The sequence below is a fragment of the Geomonas sp. RF6 genome (assembly GCF_021044625.1).
Taxonomy (GTDB): domain Bacteria; phylum Desulfobacterota; class Desulfuromonadia; order Geobacterales; family Geobacteraceae; genus RF6.
In genome coordinates this window covers 548,421-570,964 of the sequence record NZ_CP087999.1, presented here as the reverse complement: position 1 = coordinate 570,964, position 22,544 = coordinate 548,421, and the positions used below count along the sequence as shown (strand labels likewise).

Below are 22,544 nucleotides of genomic sequence, written 5' to 3'. Positions count from 1 at the left end.
GTCCCGGCGAAGCAGGTGGATGAGTTTATCTCTTGACTTTCAAAATTAGAAAATGTAATAGATTAGCGCCCTCTCAAAGGGGTGCTTTCCTATACCAATGACTGAGGAACCATATCTCGTGCGTATCTTGATAGTAGAAGACGAGGAAAAGACAGCGCTGCAGCTGAAAAGGGGGCTCTCGGAGCTGAATATCACCTCGGATGTTTCCATGAACGGCCTGGACGCGCTCACCTTAGCGGAGAAGATGGAGTACGACATGATACTCCTCGACGTCATGCTGCCGGGGGTGGACGGGTGGGAGGTCGTGAAGCGTCTGAGGGCGGCGAACGACCACACGCCGGTGCTCTTTCTCACCGCGCGTGATGCGGTCCAGGACAGGGTCATGGGGCTGCAGCTCGGGGGCGACGACTACATGGTGAAGCCCTTTGCCTTCTCCGAACTCACCGCTCGCATCCAGACGATCCTCCGCCGCGGCCATGACATCCAGCCGGACGTTCTCCGGGTCGCCGACCTCGAGGTAAACTTCTTCGCCTTCAGGGCGACTCGCTCAGGGAAGCGCCTCGACCTCACCCAGAAGGAGTTCTCCCTCCTCGCCCTCCTGATGCGCCACTCCGGCGAGGTCTTCACCCGCAGCCGCATAGCCGAAAGGATCTGGGACATGGACTTCGGGAGCGACATGAAGGTCGTGGACGTACATATGCGGAACCTGAGAGCAAAGGTGGACGATCCCTTCGAGCCGAAGCTCCTGCACACGGTCCGGGGAGTCGGTTACGTCCTGGAAGAGCGTTGAGTAAAACGCGTTGTGATCTGTTGAAGTCTTAGAAGTAAGGGAAAGTATGTTCAAGCTCCGCACCCTGCCGATCGCCTTTAGACTTACCGCCTTTTACAGCATCGCCTCCGCCATCATCCTGCTGGCCCTTGGCCTCATGCTCTACAGCTACACGGCTCAGACGCTGGAGCGCAACAAGTCCGCCTACATCGCCGACGAGATCAACCTCCTGCTCGACATTCTGTCCAGTCCGAGGGCGGAGGAGGCCATCAGGCAGGAGATGCAGCGCGAGCATCGGGATCGCGCCCATGTGGTCCACCATGTGAGGATACTCGACGAACAGGGAAAGACTCTGCTCGAGGACCCGGGGATGACCCGCGTTCTCCCTCCCAGCCTCTTCCCGGCTCCGACGCCGCCTGCCGCGGAGGCGCAGACCTTTATCAAGAGGCGCGTCGCTGACGGCAACATATACAATATGAGGGCGATCCGCACCGACATCCGTGGATTCGGGGGGAAAGCCCGGGTGGTGCAGGTCGCGATAGACGTCACCCGGCTCACCTCCTTCCTCAACAGTCTCCGTCAGGTCATCCCCGCCGCACTCTTCTTCGGGATAATCCTTACTTCCCTTGCGGGTGCGGCCATTGCGAGCTACTCGCTAAAGCCCCTCCACATGATCACCGGATCCGTCGAACGCGTCACCGCCCGCCGTCTCGGGGAGCGGATTGCGGCGGGGGAATTGCCCGAGGAATTGCAGGCGTTGGCTACAGCCTTTGACCGGATGCTGGACCGCCTGGAACAGTCATTCGACGCCCTCTCCCATTACACCGGCAATCTTGCACACGAACTGCGTACTCCGATCAACAGCCTGATGATGGAGGCCGACATCGCGCTCATGCGCCCGCGCACACCTGAGGAGTACCAGAAGGTGATCGGCTCCAGCATGGAGGAGTATGAGAGGCTCTCGTGCATGATCGACAGTCTCCTCTTCCTGGCTCGCGCCGACAATACTTCACACCTGCTGCGCCGGCGCACTCTGAACGTCGGGGAGGAGGTCGCGCGGATCTGCGAATTCTACCTCCCGGTGGCTGCCGATGAGGGGGTCGCACTTACCAGCACCGGCGATGCCTCCCTTTTCCTGGACAAGGACCTTTTCCGGAAGGCGGTGGGGAACGTGATCTCCAATGCCCTCAAGTACACTCCGGCAGGCGGAGAGGTGAAGGTGGCGGTGCGCCACAGGGACGAGAGGAGAGTGGAGGTGGCGATCTCCGATACCGGGTGCGGCATCGAGCCGGAGCACCTGCCGAGGATCTTTGACCGGTTCTACCGCGGAAGCGCGGAGAAGCGCCGGGACGTGCAGGGCTCGGGGCTCGGGCTCGCAATCGTGAAGGCTATCATGTCCATGCATGAAGGAAGTATCGAGGTGGAGAGCCGCCCGGGGCAGGGGACGACCGTCTCCCTCCTCTTTGATGTGAGTACCAGCGCCGACTCCGCAGATACGCAGCATCTCCCCGTAGCATAGGAAATCTCTTTCCGGTGGCGGCCGCCGTGCCGCCGCCTCACCCTCTCCGTCATCTCACCAGCCACCTCCTTCCCCGTCCGTAGCCTCATCGCCAAACTCCCACGAGCTCCTCGCCGTTGCTTCTGCCTCTTTACAAGCAAACGCATCTCCTCTTTAACTCAGCCCGGCGTGCGCCCGTTGTGGGTCCAGTAGCGCATTCAGCTGTGGCGTCGGCATCTTATGCCTATAGCACTCTTCAGCAATGCACAAGGGTAAGATGTCAGATGTGAGGTCGCACATGCTAGCTTAATCAAAACAGCGCTTTTGCCTTAACCGGACATGTACTTTTTCCTTTACTGGAAATTCGTCGGAATTCGCGGTATTTAGCCTTAGCGCTAAGTGAATTTGCCAGTCACCCCCTCGTCACCTCACTAGGAGGCGTTGCGTCACACCCCCTTCACCTCAGTGTCATCGTTTCGTAACTTTTTCTCGCCACCTCTCCATCAGCCCCTCCTCCTCCGTAAACGCTAAAAAAATATCAGTTTCTCCGTAATCGACCCCCCTCAGGGTGTCCGTCAGATGACGAAACTGTCACTTTGGCGAGCGGGGGCTGTCAGAAATGGCACCTCGGTTGCACAAGTCCGCCTGTCTAAGTCCTATCACTTACACCGCCGGGCGAAAAGGCCCGGCCCAAACTTGAGATCACATGAAAGGAGGGGTTTTAGAAGAAGCAACTTTGCAGCACCACTTAACTGGGTTGAGCAGCAACAATCATTCAATCAAAAGGAGAGCTAAGTAATGAACAAGAAGACTATTTTGGCAGCAGTATCCTTCGTTGCCCTTGCAGGGACCGCGGCGTACGCAGGTACGAAAGCGGGCACCGGTATCCCCGGCTCCATCCACGACATGACGATCTACGGCGCACTCGGCGCTAACGATCCGGAAGCGCAGCAGGGCCGCGTTTGTGCATACTGCCACACCCCGCACCACGCTATCACCGAAGGCAACGACTACCTGCCGCTCTGGTCCCACACGGTGACCACCCAGACCTTCACCCCGTACGCATCCGCAACCATCGACGCCAACATCGACCCGACCACCATGATGGAAGGTCCGTCCAAGCTCTGCATGAGCTGCCACGACGGTTCCGTTGCTGTTGACACCCACTACGCATTCACCGGCGGGAAGAAGCTCCAGCAGGACGACAACCTCTTCGCTACCCCGGCAGTCGGCGCGAACGGGAACCTCTCCAACGACCACCCGATCGGGTTCATCTACGACGAGGCTGACGGCGGCATCGCCACCGGCAACATCGATGGCACCGTTACCGTCGACAACCACGTCACCGGCAAGGACGAGTACATCAAGCGCAAAGGCGCCAAGTTTGACAAGAGCAACATCACCATCGCTGACCGTCTCTGGGTTTCCGCAAGCCAGGGCGGCAAGCCGATCATGACCTGCGCAACCTGCCACGATGTCCACAACAAGAAGAACAAAGACGAGGACGGCGCAACCAACTACCTCCTTCTCGCCTCCAACAAGGGCTCTGCTCTCTGCCTGTCCTGCCACATCAAGTAAGACGGCCGGTGAGTGAGGGGTAACCCTCAGAAGGACGAGGTTACCTCGATGAGCAATGAAAATACTTCTAAAAGGAGAATATACATGTTGAGAAAAGTAGGGTTAATCTCTGCCCTCATGCTCGCACTGCCGGCCTTCGCCAATGCGTGGACCATCACCGCAAAGGTAGGCAGCGGGGCTGGGACAATCGTGAGCGACTCGGCTGCCGGGACCGTGGCCAAGACGGCTGCCGACCGGACTGCGATCGTGGGCTACTTCAAAGTGGACAATGCTGACCTCGAACAGGTCATCACCATTGCACCGGCAGACGGCTACACTGTTTCTTCCGTCATCGTTGATGGTCAGAATGTGACTAAGAAGGACTCGAAGGGTGTTGTTCTTCTGTCCTATCCTGTCGCCGCTGGCGCTCCGGCAAAGAACCACACGGTGGTGGTGTACTACACCGCGGTAACCTACAAGGTTTCTGTCACCCAGGTTCCGAACGGCGTTGTTACCGTTCAGGCCCTCAGCAACGATGCCACTCCGAAAGTTATCGGCGCGTACAACGTTAAAGAGATCGCCAACCTGAAGGCCGGCTCCAAGGTCCGCATCAAAGCTGCTCCGAACGCTGACTACAAGGTTGTCACCGTTGCAGGCGTCGCGGCTAAAGCTGGCCTCTACGCAGGTGAGGCTGACTACCAAGACGTCACCGTTACCGGCAACGCTAACTACACCGCGACCTTCGCCATCGAGCCGAGCGTTGTGGCAAACATCTACACCAACAGCCTCAACGGCACCGTCGGCACCCCGATCACCGTGAAGGCAACTTCCATCGCCAACGGCCCGGTAACGTACAAGTTCACCTCCTCTGAGCCCACGGCCATCACCGCTTCCGGTGCTACCGCGGTCTACACTCCGAAAACCGCTGGCGAGCAGACCGTAACGGTGGTCGCTACCACCAACGGTAAGGACAGCGAGCCGAAGACCCTGAAGTTCAACATTCAGTCGGTGGCTTACAACCAGAGCGACGTCTGCAGCGCTTGCCATTCCGGCCGCGATCAATACATTGCTGCTGGGTACAACGCTTCTTCCCACAAGTCGACTACCAAGCATGTAATCACCTGCACCGACTGCCACGCACCTACCGCTGACAGCCACGCAACCCGTTCCACCTACGTTGTCTACAGCGGCAACTCCATCAAGCGTGCTGCTGGCTGCCAGGCTTGCCACACCCCGGGCATGAAGTGGGGCATCTACTCCTCCAACCTCGTGCTGAAAGCTCCGCATGCTGGCGGCGCTGTGACCAACGGGACCGCTACCGGCGGCACCTCCAAGACCCAGTACGTTACCCAGGGCTTCGAGTGCGCTGACTGCCACGGCCACAACAACACCATCAACGCTGAGTTCGCAGAAGGCGGCCACGGCGCAGTGTCCAGCGACGACCTGAACGCCTTCACCCACTACGACTGGAACACCCGCACCAACAACGGCAAGCAGGACAACGGCAACTGCGGCCGTTGCCACACCACCATCGGCTTCCTCAAGTTCGCCAACCTGAGCGCACAGTACAACGATCGTCTTAAGCTCGTGTCCGGCCAGCCGAACGCAACCCTTGCTTGCATCACCTGCCACAAGACCGCGGAAGGCGAGCTGCGCACCGACATCACCATCAGGGATGGTGGCCTGAAACTCGCCGACGGCTACAAGGCGAAATTCACCGCAACCGGTGCTACCACCAGCTACGTGCAGTTCGATAGCTACAAAAACTCCAACATCTGCATTCCGTGCCACTCCGGCCGTACCACCGAAGCGATTGTGAAGAGCTACTACGCTCAGAACAACTACTCCACCGGTACCACCGGCTTCTACCAGCACGCAGCTAACATCGGCCAGACCTTCGCAGGTACCGGTGCATACCAGTTTGACGCAACCAACTACGCGAACCTGCCGAAGCACCACACCGGGGTGGGCATGAGCGTCAACAGCGACAAGGGTCCCTGCGCTACCTGCCACAACCCGCACAGCCTCGAAGTCAAGGACTTCTCCAACTGCATGACTCAGTACTGCCACCCGAGCACCTTCGGTCAGGAAGATGTTGAGCGCGCACAGACCAACTACAACGCAGCCGTCAAGGTTCTTACCGCCCTGATGGAGCAGAAGATTCACCCGCTGTTTGCAGACACCTCCAAGCCTCTCGGCGAAGAGCGCACCAAAGTCTTCTTCGGCCGCTTCGGCAAGCTTGCTGGCGAGCCGGCAGACATGACCGTCACCTCCAAAGCTGCAGGTGCATGGTACAACTGGCACATCCTTACCAACGCTGATCCGACCGCTTGGGTACACAACCCGGCATACGCCCGTGCAATCCTGCTCGACACCATCGACTTCCTCGATGACGGCGTAAACAACGGCTCCGCAAAAGGCACTATCGCAACCTCTACCGCAACCACTTCCGTAGAGAAACTCGCAGCAAAAGGTCTCGTGGCCACCCAGGGCTGCAACGGCTGCCACTATGAAGCCCTTGCAACGAAGCACTTCGCAAACGTGACCTCCGCTATTGCAGCATCCTTCATCACCAGCCGCACCGAGTGCCTCGACTGCCACAACAAGACCACGTACCACTACGCAACTCCCGCAGTCAATGCAGAGTGGGCTGAGTCCGGCCACGGTGCACCGACCGGCCTTCCGTTCGTAGGCCGCCAGTGGGCAACCCAGGCAGAGTGCAACGTCTGCCACACCTCCACCGGCTTCCGCAAGTTCGTAGCAAGCAACTTCACCAACTCTGCTGCTTGGGCAGAGAAAACCGAGGGCGCAAACGAAACCCTCACCTGCAAGGCTTGCCACACCAACAGCAGCGACTTCAAAGGCAGCGTCCTGGCAGTTTCCCAGTACAACGCACCGATGGAAGGCAACTTCGCAAGCACCATCAAAATTTCCTTCCCGGATGTCGGCGAGTCCAACGTCTGCATCCCCTGCCACGCTTCGCGTGAAAACGGCGAGTCTCTGGCCAAAGTGGCAGACACGAAGTTCACCAACCCGCACTACCTTGCAGCAGCAGCAGTGTTCTACGGCAAAGGCGGCTTCCAGTTCTACACCTCCGGCGTCCGTTACAACACCTACGGTGCAGCTGGCAAAGTTGGCAAGAACGCCAACTGGAGCCACGGCAGACTCGGCATGGACAACTACTCCGCGAGCGGCAGCAATGACCTCCTCGGCGTGTCCAACAACACCGGCAACAAAGGCCAGTGCGTAGCTTGCCACCTCGGCCCGAAAAACACCCACACCTTCGGTGCAATCGAAGTTGCCAACGCAACCCTCGAAGGCGCGAAAAACCTGAAGAGCGGCAAGGCCATCACCCGTACCTGCTTCGGCTGCCACCAGGACAATGCTGACGCTGTTGCCCCGACCATCGCTTCCTTCATCGACGAGGAGAAGGAAATCTGGTACCGCATGTTCGACTTCTACAAGTGGCAGCTGTCCCAGTACGGCATCAACTACACCGATAACTACCCGTACTTCTCCGGCAGCTTCGCCGCCACAGTCGGCACCACCTTCGGCGGCGCCGGCGTGAGCGATGCCAACAAGACTGAAGGCGCAGCTATGAACCTGAAGCTTCTCATCGCCGAGAAAGGCTCCCACGTTCACAACCGTGCTTTCGGCCGCGCTCTTGTCGCCGACTCCATCACCTACCTCCAGAAAGGTTCTGTAGGCGACAGGACGGAGTTCAGCCTTGATCCGAACAACATCATCAAGTTCTCCGACTACTCTGCAGCTCGTCCGGCCAACTACCCTGGCCAGGTCGGTCCGAACGTCAGCATCTCGACGCTCAAGGGCTACCTGACCAAGGCTGCTTCCAACCCTGTCAAGGGTGAGCCTGATGGGTTTGTCCGCAGGTAATCACTTCCATTGCATTACATGAAGATGTATTTGCCCCGCTTCGAAAGAAGCGGGGCTTTTTTATGCCTGCTTCACGGCTGCATTTCGTTCCTTATAGTCATGACGCATGTACTGTACCTGAGACTAGTAGGTGATTATTAAAGTGCTTGAAAGGATTTAACTAAGGTGCTATAAGGTGCGCACTTTAGTCTTCCCTTCTTACATTACGTTTCATCTCTTTGAGTCAGTAGAAGGAGTTGTAAGTGGTTCATGAAGCTTTGATGCATAGAGGTGCTGAGGTAGCAAGTTCAAAGCACAAAACACTTGAGGATGACAAGCGAGTACTCCACCTTGCTCTTCCGAAAAGGCGCCCGCGAGTCGCCGTTCTCATTCCCTGCTACAACGAGGAAAAGACGATAGCGAAGGTGGTGGGCGATTTCAGGCTCCTCCTCCCGGAAGCGGAAATATATGTCTTCGACAATAACTCCGCAGACAGGAGCGCCGATCTTGCTGCGCTGGCGGGGGCTGTCGTAGTTCGGGAGAGGCGGCAGGGTAAGGGATTCGTCGTCAGATCCATGTTTCGCAACGTGGACGCCGATGTCTATCTCATGGTCGATGCTGATGATACCTACGAGGCTGCTGACATCGTCGCACTGGCGGGGCCGGTACTTGACGGGAGCGCTGACATGGTGATCGGCGACCGCCTTTCGTCCACCTACTTTGAAGAGAACCAGCGAGCTCTGCACGGGGCAGGGAACAGGCTGGTACGGCGGCTCATCAACACGATCTTCCGCGCCAACCTCACCGACATCATGACGGGAGGGCGTGCCTTCTCCCCGATCTTCGTGCAGACCTACCCGGTGATGTGCGGCGGGTTCGAGATCGAGACGGAGATGACCGTGCATGCGCTCGACAAGGGATTCATGGTCGCAGAGATGCCGGTCCGGTACCGCGATCGCCAGGCTGGCAGCGTGTCGAAGCTGAAGACAATTCCTGACGGAACACGGGTGCTGAAAACGGTAATGGCCCTTTTCAAGGACTTCCGACCCCTCCTTTTCTCCAGCATCATCTCCGCCGTCTTCCTCGCAGTAGCCATTGCGCTCTTCATCTCCCCACTCCACGAATATCTCACCACCGGATTCGTGCGCAAGGTCCCTTCCATCATCGTTTCCATGGCCTGTGGCATGTGCAGCCTTCTTGCGCTTTTTGCGGGGGCAATAATGGACTCGATCCGGAAGCAGTCCCGCATGCTCTACGAGCTTGAGTTGCACAGGTGGTCGCAGGAGCGGGAGGCCCGGACGCATCTGGAGTCCCCCGGATTGAGGGGGAGATGCTAGTGCGGATCTGCAGGCTTGTGGCAATCGGCCTCTCCCTTATCCTGGTATTTTCCCTTTCCATGATCGCCGCCTACACACTGCCTCAAGGACCTGTGAAGAGGCATGTTGCCGTCTCCCTCACCGAGCTTGCTGCGGAGGGGCACCCTTATCGCCCCCTTTTCGGCTTGTACTCTCTGATGCCGGACAACTTCACCGACTCGCTCATGCTGAACCAGGCCGTCGCGGCGGGTGACATGAGCCCGGTGAAAGCCTCCTTCGGCAATTACATGCGCATCGTCCCCGCACCAAATGGTGACCCGTCGCCTATCGACAGCCTTCGCGCTGCACTGGATGGACGTGGAGAGCTGACATCGTACTCGCGCTACTGGCACGGCTACCAGGTCATTCTCAGACCACTTCTCTTGCTCCTCGACTACAGCGCAATCCGGTGGTTGAACAGTCTCATGCTGTCACTGTCGGTATTAGCCGTGCTGGTACTCCTGCGCTATCGCCTCAACCTGCACACAGCACTCGCCTTCCTGCTGGCCCTCGCTTCTGCAGGCATCGTCATGGTGCCGATATCGATGCAGTTTTGCGCGGTTTTTTACCTTGCCATGGCCGGGATGGCAGCAGTCTGTTACGGAGTGGATGGTGACGGTACTTTTCGCCTCGACCTCGAGACATTTCTGGTGCTCGGGGCGTGTACCTCGTTTCTTGATCTGCTCACGGCGCCGGTGCTGACGTTGGGGATGCCCCTGGCGGTGTTGACGCTTGTGCGGATGCGTGCGCATTCCACGTCGTCATTGAGAGGACAATTCGTGCACTTTTGCAGGGTGTCTTTTGTGTGGGGGGTGGGATATGCGGGGACCTGGGTGGCGAAGTGGTGTCTTTCGTCCGCCATCCTGGGACACAGCCTATTTGCAGAGGCTGCGGAGAGTGTGGCAACAAGGCTCAATGGAGATGCCGCCGGTGTGGCTGTTAGCAGAGGTGGAGCGATTGTGCGCAACGTGGCGATGCTCTTCCCGCTCTTTGGTCTCGACAACACGGGGAACGCGAGGTGGACCGCTGTTGCGACTCTCTGCGCGCTCCCCGCTGTCGCACTGCTTCTCGGGATCCTCTTTCTCGTGCGGCACCTTCGGCAGGACGCGGGGCGGAAGTGCGTGGCGGCTCTCCTGCCTGTCGCCGCCCTCCCGTTCCTGTGGTACGTGGTGGTCGCTAACCATTCGTACGTACACTTCTGGTTTACCTACCGCTCACTCATGGTCACTGTCTTCACGGTGGCGGCTTCATACTGCTATCTTCTCGACCAGGAGTACCTGTCTGTCCTCAAGGAACGGGTAGAGTCGCACCTGCGGGGCTCAGCTGCGCGCCAGAGGCGAAATCTTACCTGAACGCCGAGCACACCCCTTGCACTGCCTGCAGGGAGGGATCTCCATTTCCCGGCATCTTGAGAATCTGGTAAAGCTTCAGATCCCCTTTCATCATCGGGTCTACCTGGTGGAGCTTCGTGCAGGCGTCTGAGGCATCGCTGGTGCGGCCGGTGACGACGTACAGAAGGACCAGGTTCGACAGGGCGTGAGGATCTACCGGGTCTAGCTTCGCCGCGATCTCGAACTCTCTCAGGGAATCCTCCACACGCTCCATCTCACCGTAGTACGTCCCGAGATTCACGTGCGGTCTCGCCTTCCCCGGGCTCTTCCGCTCAACATCCTGCCAGAGCGTAACCGGATTCTGCCAGATCATGTTCCTCGCCAGCGTCGCCCCCGAAAAAAGAAGGGCAACTGCCCCGATGGCCACCGCTGCGCCTTTCGCCGCGGCAGGCGCCGCGTCCTTTTTCCTCTCCACCCACATCATCACCAGAGCCACCACCGCCACAAAGAAGCCGAACGAGGGGAGGTACATCCTGTGCTCGAAGATCACGTCCACGATGGGGATGAGGCTCGATTCCACGGAGATGGCGAGGAAGAACCAGAAGATGCCGAACGCAGTGAGACGGGCATAGGCGGGGGCGAGGAGGTCTCTGGCCGCAGGTTTCGATCCTTTCCGCCACAGCCAGCACCCAAGCGCCACCAGCGCCACCAGGATAGCCGCGGAGAGAAGGGTGCGGAGCTCGAAGAGGGTATGGCTGACCGGGTAGTCGTAGTCCAGATTCTGGTTCACTGGCAAGAGGAGGAGCCGCAGGTACGTGACGATGACGCTGAACTCGGTGCAGAGGTAGTCCCAGCGGGAGAGGGTGGTCTGCACCGCGGTGGCGGAGTGGACGTCGCTGAGAATCTGGGCGGCGGGCTTGGTGAGGTTCAGCATCGTCGCCGGAATGATCGCCGCGGTAAGAATCATCGGGATGAGCTTCGGGATCACCGCGCGCTTCGGCACGCCGAAGAAAGCGAGTTCATAGAGGACGACGGCGAAGGGGAGGGTGAAGGCGATCTCCTTTGTCTTCATGGCAAGAGCCGCGGAGACAAGGGAAAGAAGGAACGTGCCGAGTACCCCGACGGAAAGGAAGCCGCGCCCGGAGAGTTCAGCCAGCCGCCAGCGCACATGTAGATACATGGAGAGGAGGAAAAAGAGAGTGGCGAGCGACGTAAGGCGCTGCACGATATAGGTCACAGCCTGCGTCTGCGCCGGATGAGCCACAAAGAGAAGCGCGACGAGAAACGGCAGGTAATTCGCAGAGGGCCCCGCTTCTGTGTCATCGCAACCCCTCCTGAAGAGAGGCGTCCTGAATGTCAGGCGTAGCAGGGCGTAGACCAGGAGCGCGTTCACCACGTGGATGGCGATGTTTAACAGATGGTAGCCGAAGACGTTCGTCCCGCCGATCTCGTAGTTGAGGGCAAGGCTGAGGTAGCCGACGACGCGGTTTGGCACTGCGGCGTAACCCCCCGACAGAAAGTTCTGCAGACCGTGGACCGCGGGGTTTTCCACGATGGAGGTATCGTCGTCGAAAAGGAACGGCACGTGGAAGGTGTTGGAGTAGCACAGAAATCCGACCGCCACCAGTATGAGGATGTGAAAGATGGGGCGCTGAAGGAGAGTCGCGGATTTGGTACCGGTGGGCATTAGTTACTCCTGTGCATGATTCTTTCCGTGCTACCGTTCTCTGTCCCCTCGCAGTCGCGGATCTTCACGATCTCCGCGCGGATCAGGGCATTGTCCTGCGCCAGATCTTTCAGCTGGTTGGTGAGCCGGGAGATCTTGAGGGAGAACTGAACGCAGATCAACATCAGGAAGATGATGGAGCCGATGAAGAGGGTGGTGGTGGGGAGGCCGGCTCCGATCAGGGCGGTCAGGGACTCAAGCCAGTCGTATTTCAGTACCAGCACGAACATGAGTAGACTAGTCCCCAGCCAGAGTACCGAATACTCTTCGCGCAGTTCGCGCTGGCGCACCATGTAGATGTTGAAGGCAAAGACGAGAATGCAGACGATGAGGGCGAAGACCTGTTGTTTTAAAGGCATGTGATCACCGGTGGTAGAACTTGCGGCTGCGCAGCAGGGTCACAGCAATGGAGAGGAACATCTTGAAGACGTAGTAAAAGGGCTTCAGTCCGTTGTGCATCGACTTCCCTTCGCTGTTGGCGTACATCCGTACCGGGACCTCCGCAATGGTGAACCCCGCCCTGTGCAGAGTGATGAGCATGTCTGCATCGGGGTAGTCGCAGGGGAAGATGTCGCCGGTGAAGAATTTGATGACCTCGCGATCGAAAGCCTGGTACCCCGAGGTGGAGTCGGTGATCTTCGTGCCGGTGACGAATGAGACGATCCTGCGAAAGCACGCCATCCCGATGCGGCGGGCCAGCGACGGCTCGTAACTTCCGGAAGAGAGGAAACGCGAGCCGAGGGCGAAGTTGCTGCGCCTCTCCATGACCGGTTCCAGGAGCTTCGGTATGTAGCTCGGGTCGTGCTGCCCGTCCCCGTCGATCTGCACCAGAAACTCGAATCCGTGCTGCGCCGCGTACTTGTATCCTGTCTGGATCGCCACGCCGTACCCCATGTTGAACGGGTGCGAGACGACTGTGGCCCCGGTGCCCCGGGCGGCCGCAGCGGTGTCGTCGCGGGAGCCGTCGTCCACCACGAGGATGTCGCAGTACGGCGCGGCGCGGCGGACCGTGTCGATGACCCCGGCGATGCGGGCGCCTTCGTTGAAGGCGGGTATCAGGGCGAGTATCCTGGACATCTGGCTAGGCTCCCGGTTTCAGAAAGTAGTAGAGAAGGCGCGTCCTCAGGCTGAGGATGCGGTGCACGAGGAGCGCGCACTCCCCCTTCGGGCCGTGCCCGCCGGCGTGCTTCCGGGCCGTTTCCAACGCCGCCGTGAGCTGCTCGCCCGTCTGTCGGCTCCCCTTTGCCGCGCCGTGGACGCGGAAGTCGGCGAGGGGCTCGTGAAGGACAGCAGGGGGGGCGACGGTGGCAAAACGCAGCCACAGGTCGTAGTCCATGTCGAGGTGCCGCTCCAGCTCGAGGCCGCCGGCCCTTTCCCACATCGCGCGGTTCCAGAAAACAGCCATCTGCGGGATGAAGTTCTCGGTGAGGAGCTTCGCTTTAGAGAAGCTTCTGCCACGCCACCTCTTGTAGCGCGAGATGAAGCTCGTCACCTCTTCCCCCTGCCCGCCGATAATCCCCGCCTCTCCGTACACCCAGCGAGGGTCGCACCCCTGGAGGAGGGGGAGCACCGTCCGCAGCGCGTCGGGGCGCATCCTGTCGTCCGAGTTCAGCCACCCGAGCACGCTCCCGCGCGCCAGCGCCATCCCCTTGTTCACTGCGTCGGACTGCCCGCGGTCCGGTGCAAAGACGAGGACCAGGCGGTCGCCATACTCTTCCTTGAGGCGGAGGAGTATCTCCCTGGAGCCGTCTGTGGAGCCGGGATCGAGGGCGATGAGCTCCACGTCGACGCCGCGCTGGTCGAGGACCGAACGGGCTGCCTCTTCAAGGAAGGACGCCTGCTGGAAAGAGGGCATCACGATAGTTATGGAAGGGGAAAAAGTCATCTGCTCCAATCGGTTCACAAATCCCGCGGCTGCGGGCGCGGGTCTCCCGCCAGTAACGCCTCCACCCTCGCTGTCTGCGAGTCGAGGCTGAAAAGTGTTTCGACCATCGCGCGAGCCCTCTTCCCCATCTCCGCGCGCTTCTCGGGGGCGGCTGCCAGCTCCGCGACGCAACGGGCGAGGGCGGCGATGTCGGAGACGGGGTGGACGTACCCTGCGCCGTGCTCGGCAACCTCGGGGACATTGCACTCCGCGGAAAGGACCTGCGGCACCCCGAGCGCCGCGACCTCCAGCACAGTCATCGGGAGCCCCTCGTCGCGGGAGGTGAAAAGGCAGAGGTCGCACGATGCGACGGCCTGCATTTTCTCGGCCCCGTTCACGATCCCGGTGAAGACGACGCGGTCGGAGATCCCCAGCCTGTGGGTCTCCATTTTCAGCTCATCCAGTACCCCTTCGTCCGGCCCCATGACGAGAAAGGAGAAATTCACCGTCTTTTTCAGCGAGGCGAGCACCTCCAGGGAGATATCGATCCCCTTGATGTAGGCGAGCCTCCCGATGAAACCTATCACGATGCTCCCGGAGGGGAGTCCGTACTTGCGGTGCAGGTCGATCCGTTCCGGCACCTGGATCTCGGCGAGGTCGAGGCCGTTCGGCACCACGGCGATCTTCTCGGCGATATCCCTTTTGAGGAGTACGATCCCGTTGCGCTCCTCTGCGGTGAGCGCGACGATGTGGCGCGCGCCGGTGAGGATGGTGCCGAAAATGGCGGTGAAGAGACGTTTCACCGCTGAAAACCGGGCCTCCCTGCGCACCGGCGACAGGCACCCGTGCGGCTGCACGATGAAGGGGACCTTGGAGAGCCGGCTGAAGATGCTCACCGCGATCGTCTGCATGGTGAAGAAATCGTGGCAGTAGATCGCGTCGAACTCCCCCCCGTGCTTCCACAGCCAGGGGATGAAGAGAAAGGGGGTGTAGCCGTTGCAGCGCTTCGCGAGCCTGTTGCTTACGTTGCGGAAACGGACGACGCTGATCCCTTCCATCGTCTCGGTCCGCTGCGCCACACGAGCTTTGTCGTCGAAGACATCTGTGGTCGCCACGGTGACCCGATGGCCGCGCCGGGCGAGCGACCTCGCGAGGTCGTACGCCACCTTCACCGGACCGCCGTAGCTGGTGGCGGGCATGAAGTAGGGAATGACCACGAGTATCTTCATTGTCTTGCCAGGGGCGTCAGAGGAACCCCATCCCCACCCTGACCCTCCCCTTGAAAGGGAGGGGACGTGAGGCGCCGTCCCTCGGCCTGAAAGGGAGGAGACGTGAGGCGCCGTCCCTCGGCCTGAAAGGGAGGAGACGTGAGGCGCCGTCCCTCGGCTTGAAAGGGAGGGGACGTGAAGCGCCGAATTGTCAGCGGTTTGTACCGTCAATGAGCCGTCCTCAGCAGGTCAGGAGCCAGCCGATGTTTCTCACCGCTCCCACATAAAAGAGGCGGTGCCGAAGGATGTCGATGCGCTTTCCCAAAATCCCCCTGGAGCCGAGGCCGGCGTAGGCGGAAAGAAGGGTCGCGGCGGAGGGGGCGATCTCCCCCCGGTATCTCTCGAGCAACGCCCCCGCTTGCCTTTGCAAAAGCGTCTGATAATGCCGCGCTGCGCCCAGGTTGGCAAGCTGCGCCGCTACGTAGGCACTCCCCCACCTCTTCGTCACCGACTCGTTCCCGCCGTGCTGGCGGTACAGGAGGGTCGGCTCAGGGAGATACCCCACCTTGCCGAGCGCACAGGCGACGAGGACGAGCCACGAGTCGTGCATCAGCGCCTCGGCCGGCACCGGGAGCGCCGCCTCGGCGAGGGCGCGGTTGAAGAGCATGGTGCAGCCGTTTGCGGGGTTCATCAGGAGGAGGCGGTTCATCCGCGTAGCGATCTCCGGGGCGGAGTGCTGGTACTCCCACATGGACGGCGCCAGGAGCGCCAGATCGGCGTCCGCCACGGAGGCGTCGCTGAAAACGAGAAGAGGTGTCTCCTTCCCGTACTTTTCCTCCAGCTCCTTCAGCTTCGCGAAGGTTCGTGCAACTTTCCCGGGAAACCACACGTCATCCTGGTCGCAGAACATCAGGTACTGCGCAGTGGACCGTTCGAGGAGCCTTGCAAAGCTGCGGCAGGCGCCCAGGTTTTCGCCGGAGTCGTCACTTATGCGGATCCGCCCCCCCGACTGCTGCGCGTACCTCTGCAGGAGCGTCACCGTCCCGTCTGAGGAGCCGTCGTCGCGCGCCGTCAGGCGCCACTCCCGGCACTCCTGGAGCAGCACCGAGTCGAGCTGCTGCGCGAGATATCGCTCGCCGTTGAAGGTGGAGAGGAGGATCTCGATCATGCGGCCGCGGAGCGCTGCGGGGCTCCCTCTTTCACCCTTCTCCACCCGTCGAAGAGAAAGCCGTAGAGGGTGAGGTAGAGGGAGCGGGTTATCATGCCGCCGAATCGCACGGCGGCAGATGCGCGTGCGCTCCCCCCCGTTTTGCGGTAGACGGACCAGTTGCGGCGTGCCTCGACGAGCACCCGTGATGCGGCGCGGGTAAAGGAGAGAGCTCCAAAATTCCCGCCGCCTGTTTCCACCCGCGCCGACCTGAAGCAGTAGGTGGAGAGGTGGATCATGGCGACCCCGAGGAGGTTCCGGTCGAAGTCCTCCTGCAGCGCCGGGTGGCGAAGGACCTCCGCCGAGCGGCGCAACAACTCCGGCGCGGAAGATTCGTACTTGTGCAGCTCGCTGTTCCCTTCGCTCCACGACTCGCTGTGGGTGCGAAAAACCACATAGGGGGCGTCCATGAAACAGATCCTCTCCAGCAGGGCGCAGCGCACCAGGAAAAGGTACTCGCAATACACGCCGATGGCGGACTGGCACAGCTCCTCGACCCCCCCCACGACTTTCCTGACGGCGGCGGTCTCGAAGAAGCCGCAGGTGGAGATGATCCTCAGCTTTCCTGCGAAGAAGCGGGAGAGGTACTCCCTGCCGGTCATCACGGAACTGCTCCTTGGTGTCACCTGCTGGGGGGTGAAGCTGTCCGTGCCGCGCAGGAGCCTGAACGACGGGAAGAGCGCGGCCGGGAAGGTGTGCCGTGCCAGTTCGCGATGCGCGGCGGAGAGGAACCCAGGCTCGTAGAGGTCGTCGTCGAAGAGCCAGGTGAAGTACCGCCCTGTCGCCGCGTTGAGGAGGGCATTCATGTTGCCGACCTCTCGCAGGTTCACCGGGTGGTTGATGATGCAAACGCGGGGATCGTCGATATCCAGCATCTCCAGCGTCAGTGTCTCCGCCTGGTAGTCGTTGCCGACGATCACCTCGAAGTCGCCGAAGTCCTGGGTCAGGATGGAGAGGAGCGCTTCCCTGAGCAGGTCGTGGCGGTTGTAAGTCGTGATGCCGATGCTGAAAAAGGGTGCTGTCATGACGGCCCTAGCGCTCGAAGCGGTTCACAAGGTCTATGACGCGCAACACGTCGTCGCTGTCGTGGCACGCTGAGATCGGAAGGCTGAGCGTGGTGGCGTGGATCTCCTCCGAGATCGGAAACTCCTCCCCGTCGAAGAGCCCCTGCAGTGCCTTCTGCCTGTGGGGAGGGACCGGGTAGTGGATCTCCGTCTGGACCCCATGCCCGGAGAGGTAGCTCTTCAGCTCGTCGCGCCGGGGGTGCCTGATGCTGTAGATGTGGAAGACGTCGAAGAAACCTTCCTGCGCCTGCGGCTTCACGAACCTCTCGCTGATCCCCTCCTGGTAGAGGGCGGCGAGCGCTCTTTTGTGCGCGTTGATGCGGTCGAGAGCCGGAAGCTTCACCGAAAGGAAGGCCGCCTGCATCTCGTCGAGGCGCGAATTGATCCCGATGTAGTCGTTGTGGTACTTCACCGACGACCCGTAGTTTCTGAGCGCCCGCACTTTTTCGGCGTAGCGCGCGTTCGCGGTGACGACCGCGCCCCCGTCGCCTAAAGCGCCGAGGTTCTTGGTGGGGTAGAAGCTGAAGGCGGCGCAGTCGCCAAAGGTCCCGGCCTTTCGCCCGTTGAGGCTCGCGCCGTGCGCCTGGGCGCAGTCCTCCACGATGCGCAGGTCGCGGCGCCTCGCTATCTCCCCGATACGCTCCATATCGCACAGCTTCCCGTAGAGATGCACCACCATGATGGCGCGCGTCCTGTCGGTGATCGCCTCCTCGATCCGCTCCGGGTCGATGTTGCAGGTGGCGACGTCCGGCTCCACGAGGACCGGTGAAAGACCGCTCTGCAGGATGGCGAGGATGGTGGCGATGTAGGTGTTGGAGGGGACGATGACCTCGCTCCCGGGGGGGAGCTCCAGCGCCTTCAGGGAGAGGACGAGCGCGTCGAGGCCGGAGGCGACCCCCACGCAGTGGGGCACCCCGCAGTAGGAGGCAAAGGCCTCCTCAAACCCCTGCACGCCCCCGCCGAGCACGAACCAGCCGCTGTCCAGCGTCTGGTCGAAGGCCGCACGAAACTCCGGGAAGAACGGCTCGTTCACCTTGCGGAGGTTTTCATATTGGATCACTGTCTCCCCCTTCGTCACGCAGCCTCCTGGGGCGTCGCCGCGGCAGTAGCCTGCTGCAGCCGGGCTATGGTGTCGCGAATGCCGCGCTCCAAGTCCCCCTTGCAGGAGAAACCGGCCTCCAGGAACCGGCGGCCGCTGACATGGTATGAGAGCTGGTTCATGATGCGGGTGTCGACGTAGGCGATGGAGATGCCGGGGACGTAGCTGCGTATGATCTCTGTGATCGCGGCCACGGAGGTGTTCACCGTAACCACGTTATAGACGCGGCGGTCGTACAGCTCCTTCTTGATGACAAAGAGGAGCGCCTCCACCCCGTCGACCACGTCGAGGTACGGCCGGTACTGGTTCAGCGCGGTGCGCCACACGGTGATCGGCTGCCCCATGACCGCCTGCCAGCAGAACTTGTTGATGGCGGTGTGGAAGCGCATGCCGGGGGAGATGCCAAAGATCGTCCCGAAGCGCAGCGTGACAAAGGAGAGGCCCTCCTCGCGCCCCAGCCGCTCCACGAGACGCTCCGCACGCAGCTTCGATCCTGCGTACGGGCTCTGCGGCTGGAGTGCCTCAGCGGTGCAGTCCTCATCCACCACGTCGGCTTGGGTGCCGTACACGCTGGTGGTCGAGAGGAGGATGAGCGGAACGCCTGCCTCGATGCACCCACGTGCCACTCGCTCCGTCCCCCGGTAGTTCACCTGCTCCACGGCCTCCGGATTCTGGAAGCTCCCGGCCGCGTTGGTGATCGCCGCGAGATGCACGACCGCGGAGGCACCGGCGAATAGGGGGGCGAGATCCTCCGTCAGGACGTCCGCCTCGTGAAAGGAGTAGCTCCCCTGCACCGGAAGGTCGAAGAGGGAGCAGTAGCGTTGTGTGGAAAGGTCGTCCAGCATGACGACGTGCGCTCCGGGGAGCGCCGCAGGGATCTCCCGTATCAGCCGGGACCCTATGTGTCCGAGGGCACCGGTCACCACTATCTTCATCTTCTCCCCCTTTCCTGCCGCTCCAGGATCTCCTTCACCAGGTGAAGCCCCGTCTCCATCGTGTGCCCCGGGTGCCATTCCACCATCGAGCGCAGCCGGTCCGAGGAGAAGAGGACGTGGTCAATCTCTATCCTTTTCCTCTCTTCGGGCCACTCCACGTGGGTGACCCGCCCGCGCCCGAAGATCTCCACGATCTTTCTGGCGATTTCGGCGACGCTGAGATGTTCGTCCCCTGTGGCAAACCAGCTTTCCCCCACCAGCGCAGGGGCGTGCGCCGCACGCCAGAGGATCTCCACCGCGTCATCGGCGAAAAGGACGTTGCGCATCTGCTCGCCGCTGCCGAAGATCTTGATCTCCTCCCCGGCCCAGGCAAGCTGGATAAAGTAGTTGATGAAGCCGAACTCCGGGTGCCCCTTCCCGTACGCGCCGTACAGGTTGGCGAAGCGCAGCACCACCGTGTCCAGGTCGTGCAGCGTGTGGTAGATGCGGTAGTACTTCTCGGCGACACCCTTGTTCGCCGAATAGATCTCCAGCGGGCGCTCCCAGTGGTCCTCGTCCACGACTTCGGTCAGGGCCTTCCCGATGACGGTGCTGCTGGAGGTGTACACCACCCGCGCCTTCCGGTTCAAGAGGCGGATGCTCTCCAGGAGCTTCAGGTTCCCGAGGCAGTTGATCTCGGCGTCGAGGAGGGGGTACTGGATGGAGAGGGGGTGCGAGGTCTGGGCGGCGCAGTTGAAGATCACATCCTGCCCTTGCACGATCTCTGCGAGAAGCGTCTCGTCCCGGATGTCGCCACGCACGAAGCGGATCCGGTCCCATACCTCCGAGAGGGTCCTGGTGCTGGCGTGCAGGTGGGGGTCGAGGGAGTCGAGCACCGTTACCCGCACTCCCGGCTCCTTCAGGCAGCGCCGTACCATGTTGGCACCGAGAAAGCCGGCACCGCCGATGATCAGTATGTTCATAGATAAGCCTCCAGGGTCCGGTCGATTCCGTCAGGAAGTGGTACGGCAGGCTCCCATCCGGTAGCCGCCCAAAACCTTCCGTAGTCGGCCACGAAGTTGCGCGCCTCGATGGGAGAGAGCCCCTGCGGCGGATCGATGTGCCGTATCTCAGGGCTCGTCCCGGTCTTTGCTCGGCAGCGTTCGGCGACGAGCGCCAGCGCCTGCGCAATGGTGTATCCCGTGCCGCTGCCGATCACGAAGTGCTCGCCGGAGAGAGCCTCGGCGTGCAGGGCGGCGGCAACGAGCGCCCGCGCCACGTCCTCCACGTAGAGGTAGTCCCTGAGCTGGTCCCCCGCGCCGTACACCGTCAGCGGCTCCCCGGCAAGAGCCCGCCGGATCATCTGGTTCAGGATCCCGCGGTCGGAGCGGCTGCTCCTGGGTCCCGGGCCGTAGACGTTGGGGAGCCTCAGCGCCACGCCGTGCACGGCCCCGAGCTCTGAGTAGCGGGACAGGTACTGTTCCGCCATCTGCTTGTGCAGGTCGTACATCGTGACCGGGTGGTCCGGGTGGCTCTCGTTCACCGGGAGGAGCTGCGGGAGGCCGGCGATCGTCACGGTGCTGGAGAAGCAGACGGCGGGGACGCTGCCCGCGTGGCGGCACTGCTCCAGGAGGTGGAGCATCGGCAGCACGTTTGCGGCATGATCAGCCACGGGATCGGCGTCCGCTGCGTAGCTGCTCGTCTGGGCTGCGAGGTGGAAGACGGTCGAGACCCCTTCGAGGCACCCCCCCTCCCAGAGTCGAGGGTCGCGCACGTCGCCGGCTACGTCCACGACCGCTACCTTTCCACCGGGGTGGGGGAGGGGGGCTCCGTGGCGGTGCACCCTCACGATGGTGCACTCCACATCGCGCAGGAGCGCGGTGAGCGCAGCGGCGAGGTAACCGGCGGCGCCGGTGATGAGGAGCTTTTTCCCGGCAAGCGCTTGGGCTGTGGCGGTGTCCCTCATCGTCCCCCCCCCTGCCACTGCGACAGTCGCTCGAGCTCTCTCTGCACCCTCCACTTCAGCTCTTCGGGGATGACGGCGGAAACCTTCAGCAGCATCTCGCCGACTCTGCGGCGCGCGAGCTCCCGCTTCAGCCCCAGGAGTTTCCTATCGTCGGCGGCTACATTGGCGACCGCCAGTTCCGCAAGTTCCCGTGCGCCATAGCAAAGGTAGACATGTCCCCCCCCGCGGATGCAGCGGCGGCACATCGGGTGCTCCGCGCGCAGGCGCTGGATCTCGGCCAGCGGCATCTCCAGATAGTTGCCGATGGTGAAGCGCGAGGCGTCGAAGATCCCGCAGCAGAGCTGGACGTCTCCCCTGAAGTCGATGGAGAGGGCGCCATCCTTCAGGGCGCACGGCTGCTGAGAATGGCGGGCGGCAACAGCCAGCGCCTCTTCCACGGGGAGGGCGAGCTCCGCCATGAGCTGCCGGTCCTCCTCGGTGAGGGGGAAACCCTCCCCGCCGTCGGCCAGGGGGAGGATCTTCTCCAGAGGGAAGAGGAGCGCCCACACGGACTGGAAGCCGAAACCGAGCTCCCTGGCGAAGTCCCGCATCAGCGGCTCCTCCTTCAGGTTCCCCCGGTAGCGGTGGTAGTAGACGTAGATCCTCGTGGAGGCACCGCGGCGTTTTCTCGCCTCGGCCAGTTCCACCATGTGCTTCTTGACCCGCTCCACGTCTCCGCCGCGGTGAAAGCGGCCGTACGTTCCCTGGGTAAAGCCGGAGGCGGAGATACGGAGCACATCGGGGTTGGCCGCCATAAGGGCGTCGGGGTCGGGGAGGAGGTTCAGGTTGGAGCTCAGGTAGCAGACCGTGCCGCTTCGGCGCACGATCCGGACGAGTTCCGTGATTTCCGGGTGGAGGAGCGGTTCGGCCCAGCTGAAAAGGCTGATGCGGGAGAGTGCGGCCTCGGAGGTGGCCTTCGCCACGATCTTCTCCAGAAGCTGCGGGTCGATGAAACCGTGCGGCAGGCGGTACTCCTTCAGGTTTCCCTGAGGGCAGCAGGGGCAGCGAAGGTTGCAGGCGCCCGTGACGTCGATGTCGAAACTGTACCGCTTCATGTGCTCAATACCGAAAAAC

The 22,544-nt window shown here is 61.5% G+C and carries 18 protein-coding genes; 6 read left to right on the top strand and 12 right to left on the bottom strand.

What is annotated here, in order from left to right; all coding sequences use genetic code 11:
• The first annotated feature begins 118 nt into the window (after positions 1–118).
• The 6 genes from LPW11_RS02450 to LPW11_RS02425 all read left to right on the top strand — a co-directional run bounded on the left by LPW11_RS02450 (position 119) and on the right by LPW11_RS02425 (position 10,404).
• Positions 119–790 (top strand): heavy metal response regulator transcription factor, encoded by a 672-nt coding sequence (locus LPW11_RS02450; protein WP_230998234.1) that lies wholly within the window; start codon positions 119–121, stop codon positions 788–790.
• 46 nt (positions 791–836) lie between these two features.
• Positions 837–2,288: a heavy metal sensor histidine kinase gene (locus tag LPW11_RS02445; protein ID WP_230996540.1), complete on the top strand. Its 1,452-nt coding sequence runs from the start codon at positions 837–839 to the stop codon at positions 2,286–2,288.
• Positions 2,289–3,065: 777 nt separating this feature from the next.
• A complete protein-coding gene (locus tag LPW11_RS02440; RefSeq protein WP_230996539.1) occupies positions 3,066–3,845 on the top strand; it encodes a cytochrome c3 family protein in 780 nt (259 codons plus the stop codon).
• 84 nt (positions 3,846–3,929) lie between these two features.
• Positions 3,930–7,718 carry a hypothetical protein gene (locus LPW11_RS02435; RefSeq protein WP_230996538.1) on the top strand — a complete coding sequence of 1,263 codons (3,789 nt, stop codon included), beginning with the start codon at positions 3,930–3,932 and terminating at the stop codon, positions 7,716–7,718.
• 260 nt (positions 7,719–7,978) lie between these two features.
• On the top strand, positions 7,979–9,034 hold the full coding sequence (locus tag LPW11_RS02430; RefSeq protein ID WP_230996537.1) for a glycosyltransferase family 2 protein: 1,056 nt from the start codon (positions 7,979–7,981) through the stop codon (positions 9,032–9,034).
• Entirely contained in the window at positions 9,028–10,404 is a 1,377-nt protein-coding gene (locus tag LPW11_RS02425; protein ID WP_230996536.1) for a hypothetical protein, read from the top strand. Before LPW11_RS02430 ends, LPW11_RS02425 begins: the two co-directional genes overlap by 7 nt.
• Here LPW11_RS02425 and LPW11_RS02420 read toward each other — a convergent pair.
• The 12 genes from LPW11_RS02420 to LPW11_RS02365 all read right to left on the bottom strand — a co-directional run bounded on the left by LPW11_RS02420 (position 10,397) and on the right by LPW11_RS02365 (position 22,525).
• On the bottom strand, positions 10,397–12,070 hold the full coding sequence (locus LPW11_RS02420) for a tetratricopeptide repeat protein (RefSeq protein ID WP_230996535.1): 1,674 nt from the start codon (positions 12,068–12,070) through the stop codon (positions 10,397–10,399). The two genes, LPW11_RS02425 and LPW11_RS02420, sit on opposite strands and share 8 nt — an antisense overlap.
• Positions 12,070–12,468 carry a DUF2304 domain-containing protein gene (locus LPW11_RS02415; protein WP_230996534.1) on the bottom strand — a complete coding sequence of 133 codons (399 nt, stop codon included), beginning with the start codon at positions 12,466–12,468 and terminating at the stop codon, positions 12,070–12,072. The genes LPW11_RS02420 and LPW11_RS02415 overlap by 1 nt, the downstream gene beginning before the upstream one ends.
• 4 nt (positions 12,469–12,472) lie before the next feature.
• Entirely contained in the window at positions 12,473–13,186 is a 714-nt protein-coding gene (locus LPW11_RS02410; RefSeq protein WP_230996533.1) for a glycosyltransferase family 2 protein, read from the bottom strand.
• Positions 13,187–13,190: 4 nt separating this feature from the next.
• Positions 13,191–13,994, bottom strand: coding sequence for a glycosyltransferase family 2 protein (locus LPW11_RS02405; protein WP_230996532.1), 804 nt, complete (start codon positions 13,992–13,994; stop codon positions 13,191–13,193).
• 14 nt (positions 13,995–14,008) lie between these two features.
• Complete coding sequence (locus LPW11_RS02400; RefSeq protein ID WP_230996531.1) at positions 14,009–15,202, bottom strand: glycosyltransferase family 4 protein; 1,194 nt, start codon at positions 15,200–15,202, stop codon at positions 14,009–14,011.
• A gap of 220 nt (positions 15,203–15,422) precedes the next feature.
• On the bottom strand, positions 15,423–16,349 hold the full coding sequence (locus LPW11_RS02395) for a glycosyltransferase family 2 protein (RefSeq protein WP_230996530.1): 927 nt from the start codon (positions 16,347–16,349) through the stop codon (positions 15,423–15,425).
• Positions 16,346–17,413 (bottom strand): glycosyltransferase family 2 protein, encoded by a 1,068-nt coding sequence (locus LPW11_RS02390; RefSeq protein WP_230996529.1) that lies wholly within the window; start codon positions 17,411–17,413, stop codon positions 16,346–16,348. Before LPW11_RS02390 ends, LPW11_RS02395 begins: the two co-directional genes overlap by 4 nt.
• Before the next feature lie 7 nt (positions 17,414–17,420).
• Positions 17,421–18,512: a DegT/DnrJ/EryC1/StrS family aminotransferase gene (locus tag LPW11_RS02385; RefSeq protein WP_230996528.1), complete on the bottom strand. Its 1,092-nt coding sequence runs from the start codon at positions 18,510–18,512 to the stop codon at positions 17,421–17,423.
• Positions 18,513–18,526: 14 nt separating this feature from the next.
• A complete protein-coding gene (locus tag LPW11_RS02380; RefSeq protein WP_230996527.1) occupies positions 18,527–19,486 on the bottom strand; it encodes an NAD-dependent epimerase/dehydratase family protein in 960 nt (319 codons plus the stop codon).
• Positions 19,483–20,448: an NAD-dependent epimerase/dehydratase family protein gene (locus LPW11_RS02375; protein WP_230996526.1), complete on the bottom strand. Its 966-nt coding sequence runs from the start codon at positions 20,446–20,448 to the stop codon at positions 19,483–19,485. Before LPW11_RS02375 ends, LPW11_RS02380 begins: the two co-directional genes overlap by 4 nt.
• Complete coding sequence (locus tag LPW11_RS02370; protein ID WP_230996525.1) at positions 20,445–21,431, bottom strand: NAD-dependent epimerase/dehydratase family protein; 987 nt, start codon at positions 21,429–21,431, stop codon at positions 20,445–20,447. Before LPW11_RS02370 ends, LPW11_RS02375 begins: the two co-directional genes overlap by 4 nt.
• Positions 21,428–22,525: a radical SAM protein gene (locus LPW11_RS02365; RefSeq protein WP_230996524.1), complete on the bottom strand. Its 1,098-nt coding sequence runs from the start codon at positions 22,523–22,525 to the stop codon at positions 21,428–21,430. The genes LPW11_RS02370 and LPW11_RS02365 overlap by 4 nt, the downstream gene beginning before the upstream one ends.
• Positions 22,526–22,544: the final 19 nt, after the last annotated feature.

Coding starts and splice junctions, on each gene's coding strand:
- LPW11_RS02380 (WP_230996527.1), bottom strand. CDS start 19,486: ATGAAGATAGTGGTGACCGGTGCCCTCGGACACATAGGGTCCCGGCTG.
- LPW11_RS02395 (WP_230996530.1), bottom strand. CDS start 16,349: ATGATCGAGATCCTCCTCTCCACCTTCAACGGCGAGCGATATCTCGCG.
- LPW11_RS02365 (WP_230996524.1), bottom strand. CDS start 22,525: ATGAAGCGGTACAGTTTCGACATCGACGTCACGGGCGCCTGCAACCTT.
- LPW11_RS02375 (WP_230996526.1), bottom strand. CDS start 20,448: ATGAACATACTGATCATCGGCGGTGCCGGCTTTCTCGGTGCCAACATG.
- LPW11_RS02430 (WP_230996537.1), top strand. CDS start 7,979: ATGCATAGAGGTGCTGAGGTAGCAAGTTCAAAGCACAAAACACTTGAG.
- LPW11_RS02420 (WP_230996535.1), bottom strand. CDS start 12,070: ATGCCCACCGGTACCAAATCCGCGACTCTCCTTCAGCGCCCCATCTTT.
- LPW11_RS02415 (WP_230996534.1), bottom strand. CDS start 12,468: ATGCCTTTAAAACAACAGGTCTTCGCCCTCATCGTCTGCATTCTCGTC.
- LPW11_RS02445 (WP_230996540.1), top strand. CDS start 837: ATGTTCAAGCTCCGCACCCTGCCGATCGCCTTTAGACTTACCGCCTTT.
- LPW11_RS02370 (WP_230996525.1), bottom strand. CDS start 21,431: ATGAGGGACACCGCCACAGCCCAAGCGCTTGCCGGGAAAAAGCTCCTC.
- LPW11_RS02435 (WP_230996538.1), top strand. CDS start 3,930: ATGTTGAGAAAAGTAGGGTTAATCTCTGCCCTCATGCTCGCACTGCCG.
- LPW11_RS02390 (WP_230996529.1), bottom strand. CDS start 17,413: ATGACAGCACCCTTTTTCAGCATCGGCATCACGACTTACAACCGCCAC.
- LPW11_RS02440 (WP_230996539.1), top strand. CDS start 3,066: ATGAACAAGAAGACTATTTTGGCAGCAGTATCCTTCGTTGCCCTTGCA.
- LPW11_RS02410 (WP_230996533.1), bottom strand. CDS start 13,186: ATGTCCAGGATACTCGCCCTGATACCCGCCTTCAACGAAGGCGCCCGC.
- LPW11_RS02405 (WP_230996532.1), bottom strand. CDS start 13,994: ATGACTTTTTCCCCTTCCATAACTATCGTGATGCCCTCTTTCCAGCAG.
- LPW11_RS02425 (WP_230996536.1), top strand. CDS start 9,028: ATGCTAGTGCGGATCTGCAGGCTTGTGGCAATCGGCCTCTCCCTTATC.
- LPW11_RS02400 (WP_230996531.1), bottom strand. CDS start 15,202: ATGAAGATACTCGTGGTCATTCCCTACTTCATGCCCGCCACCAGCTAC.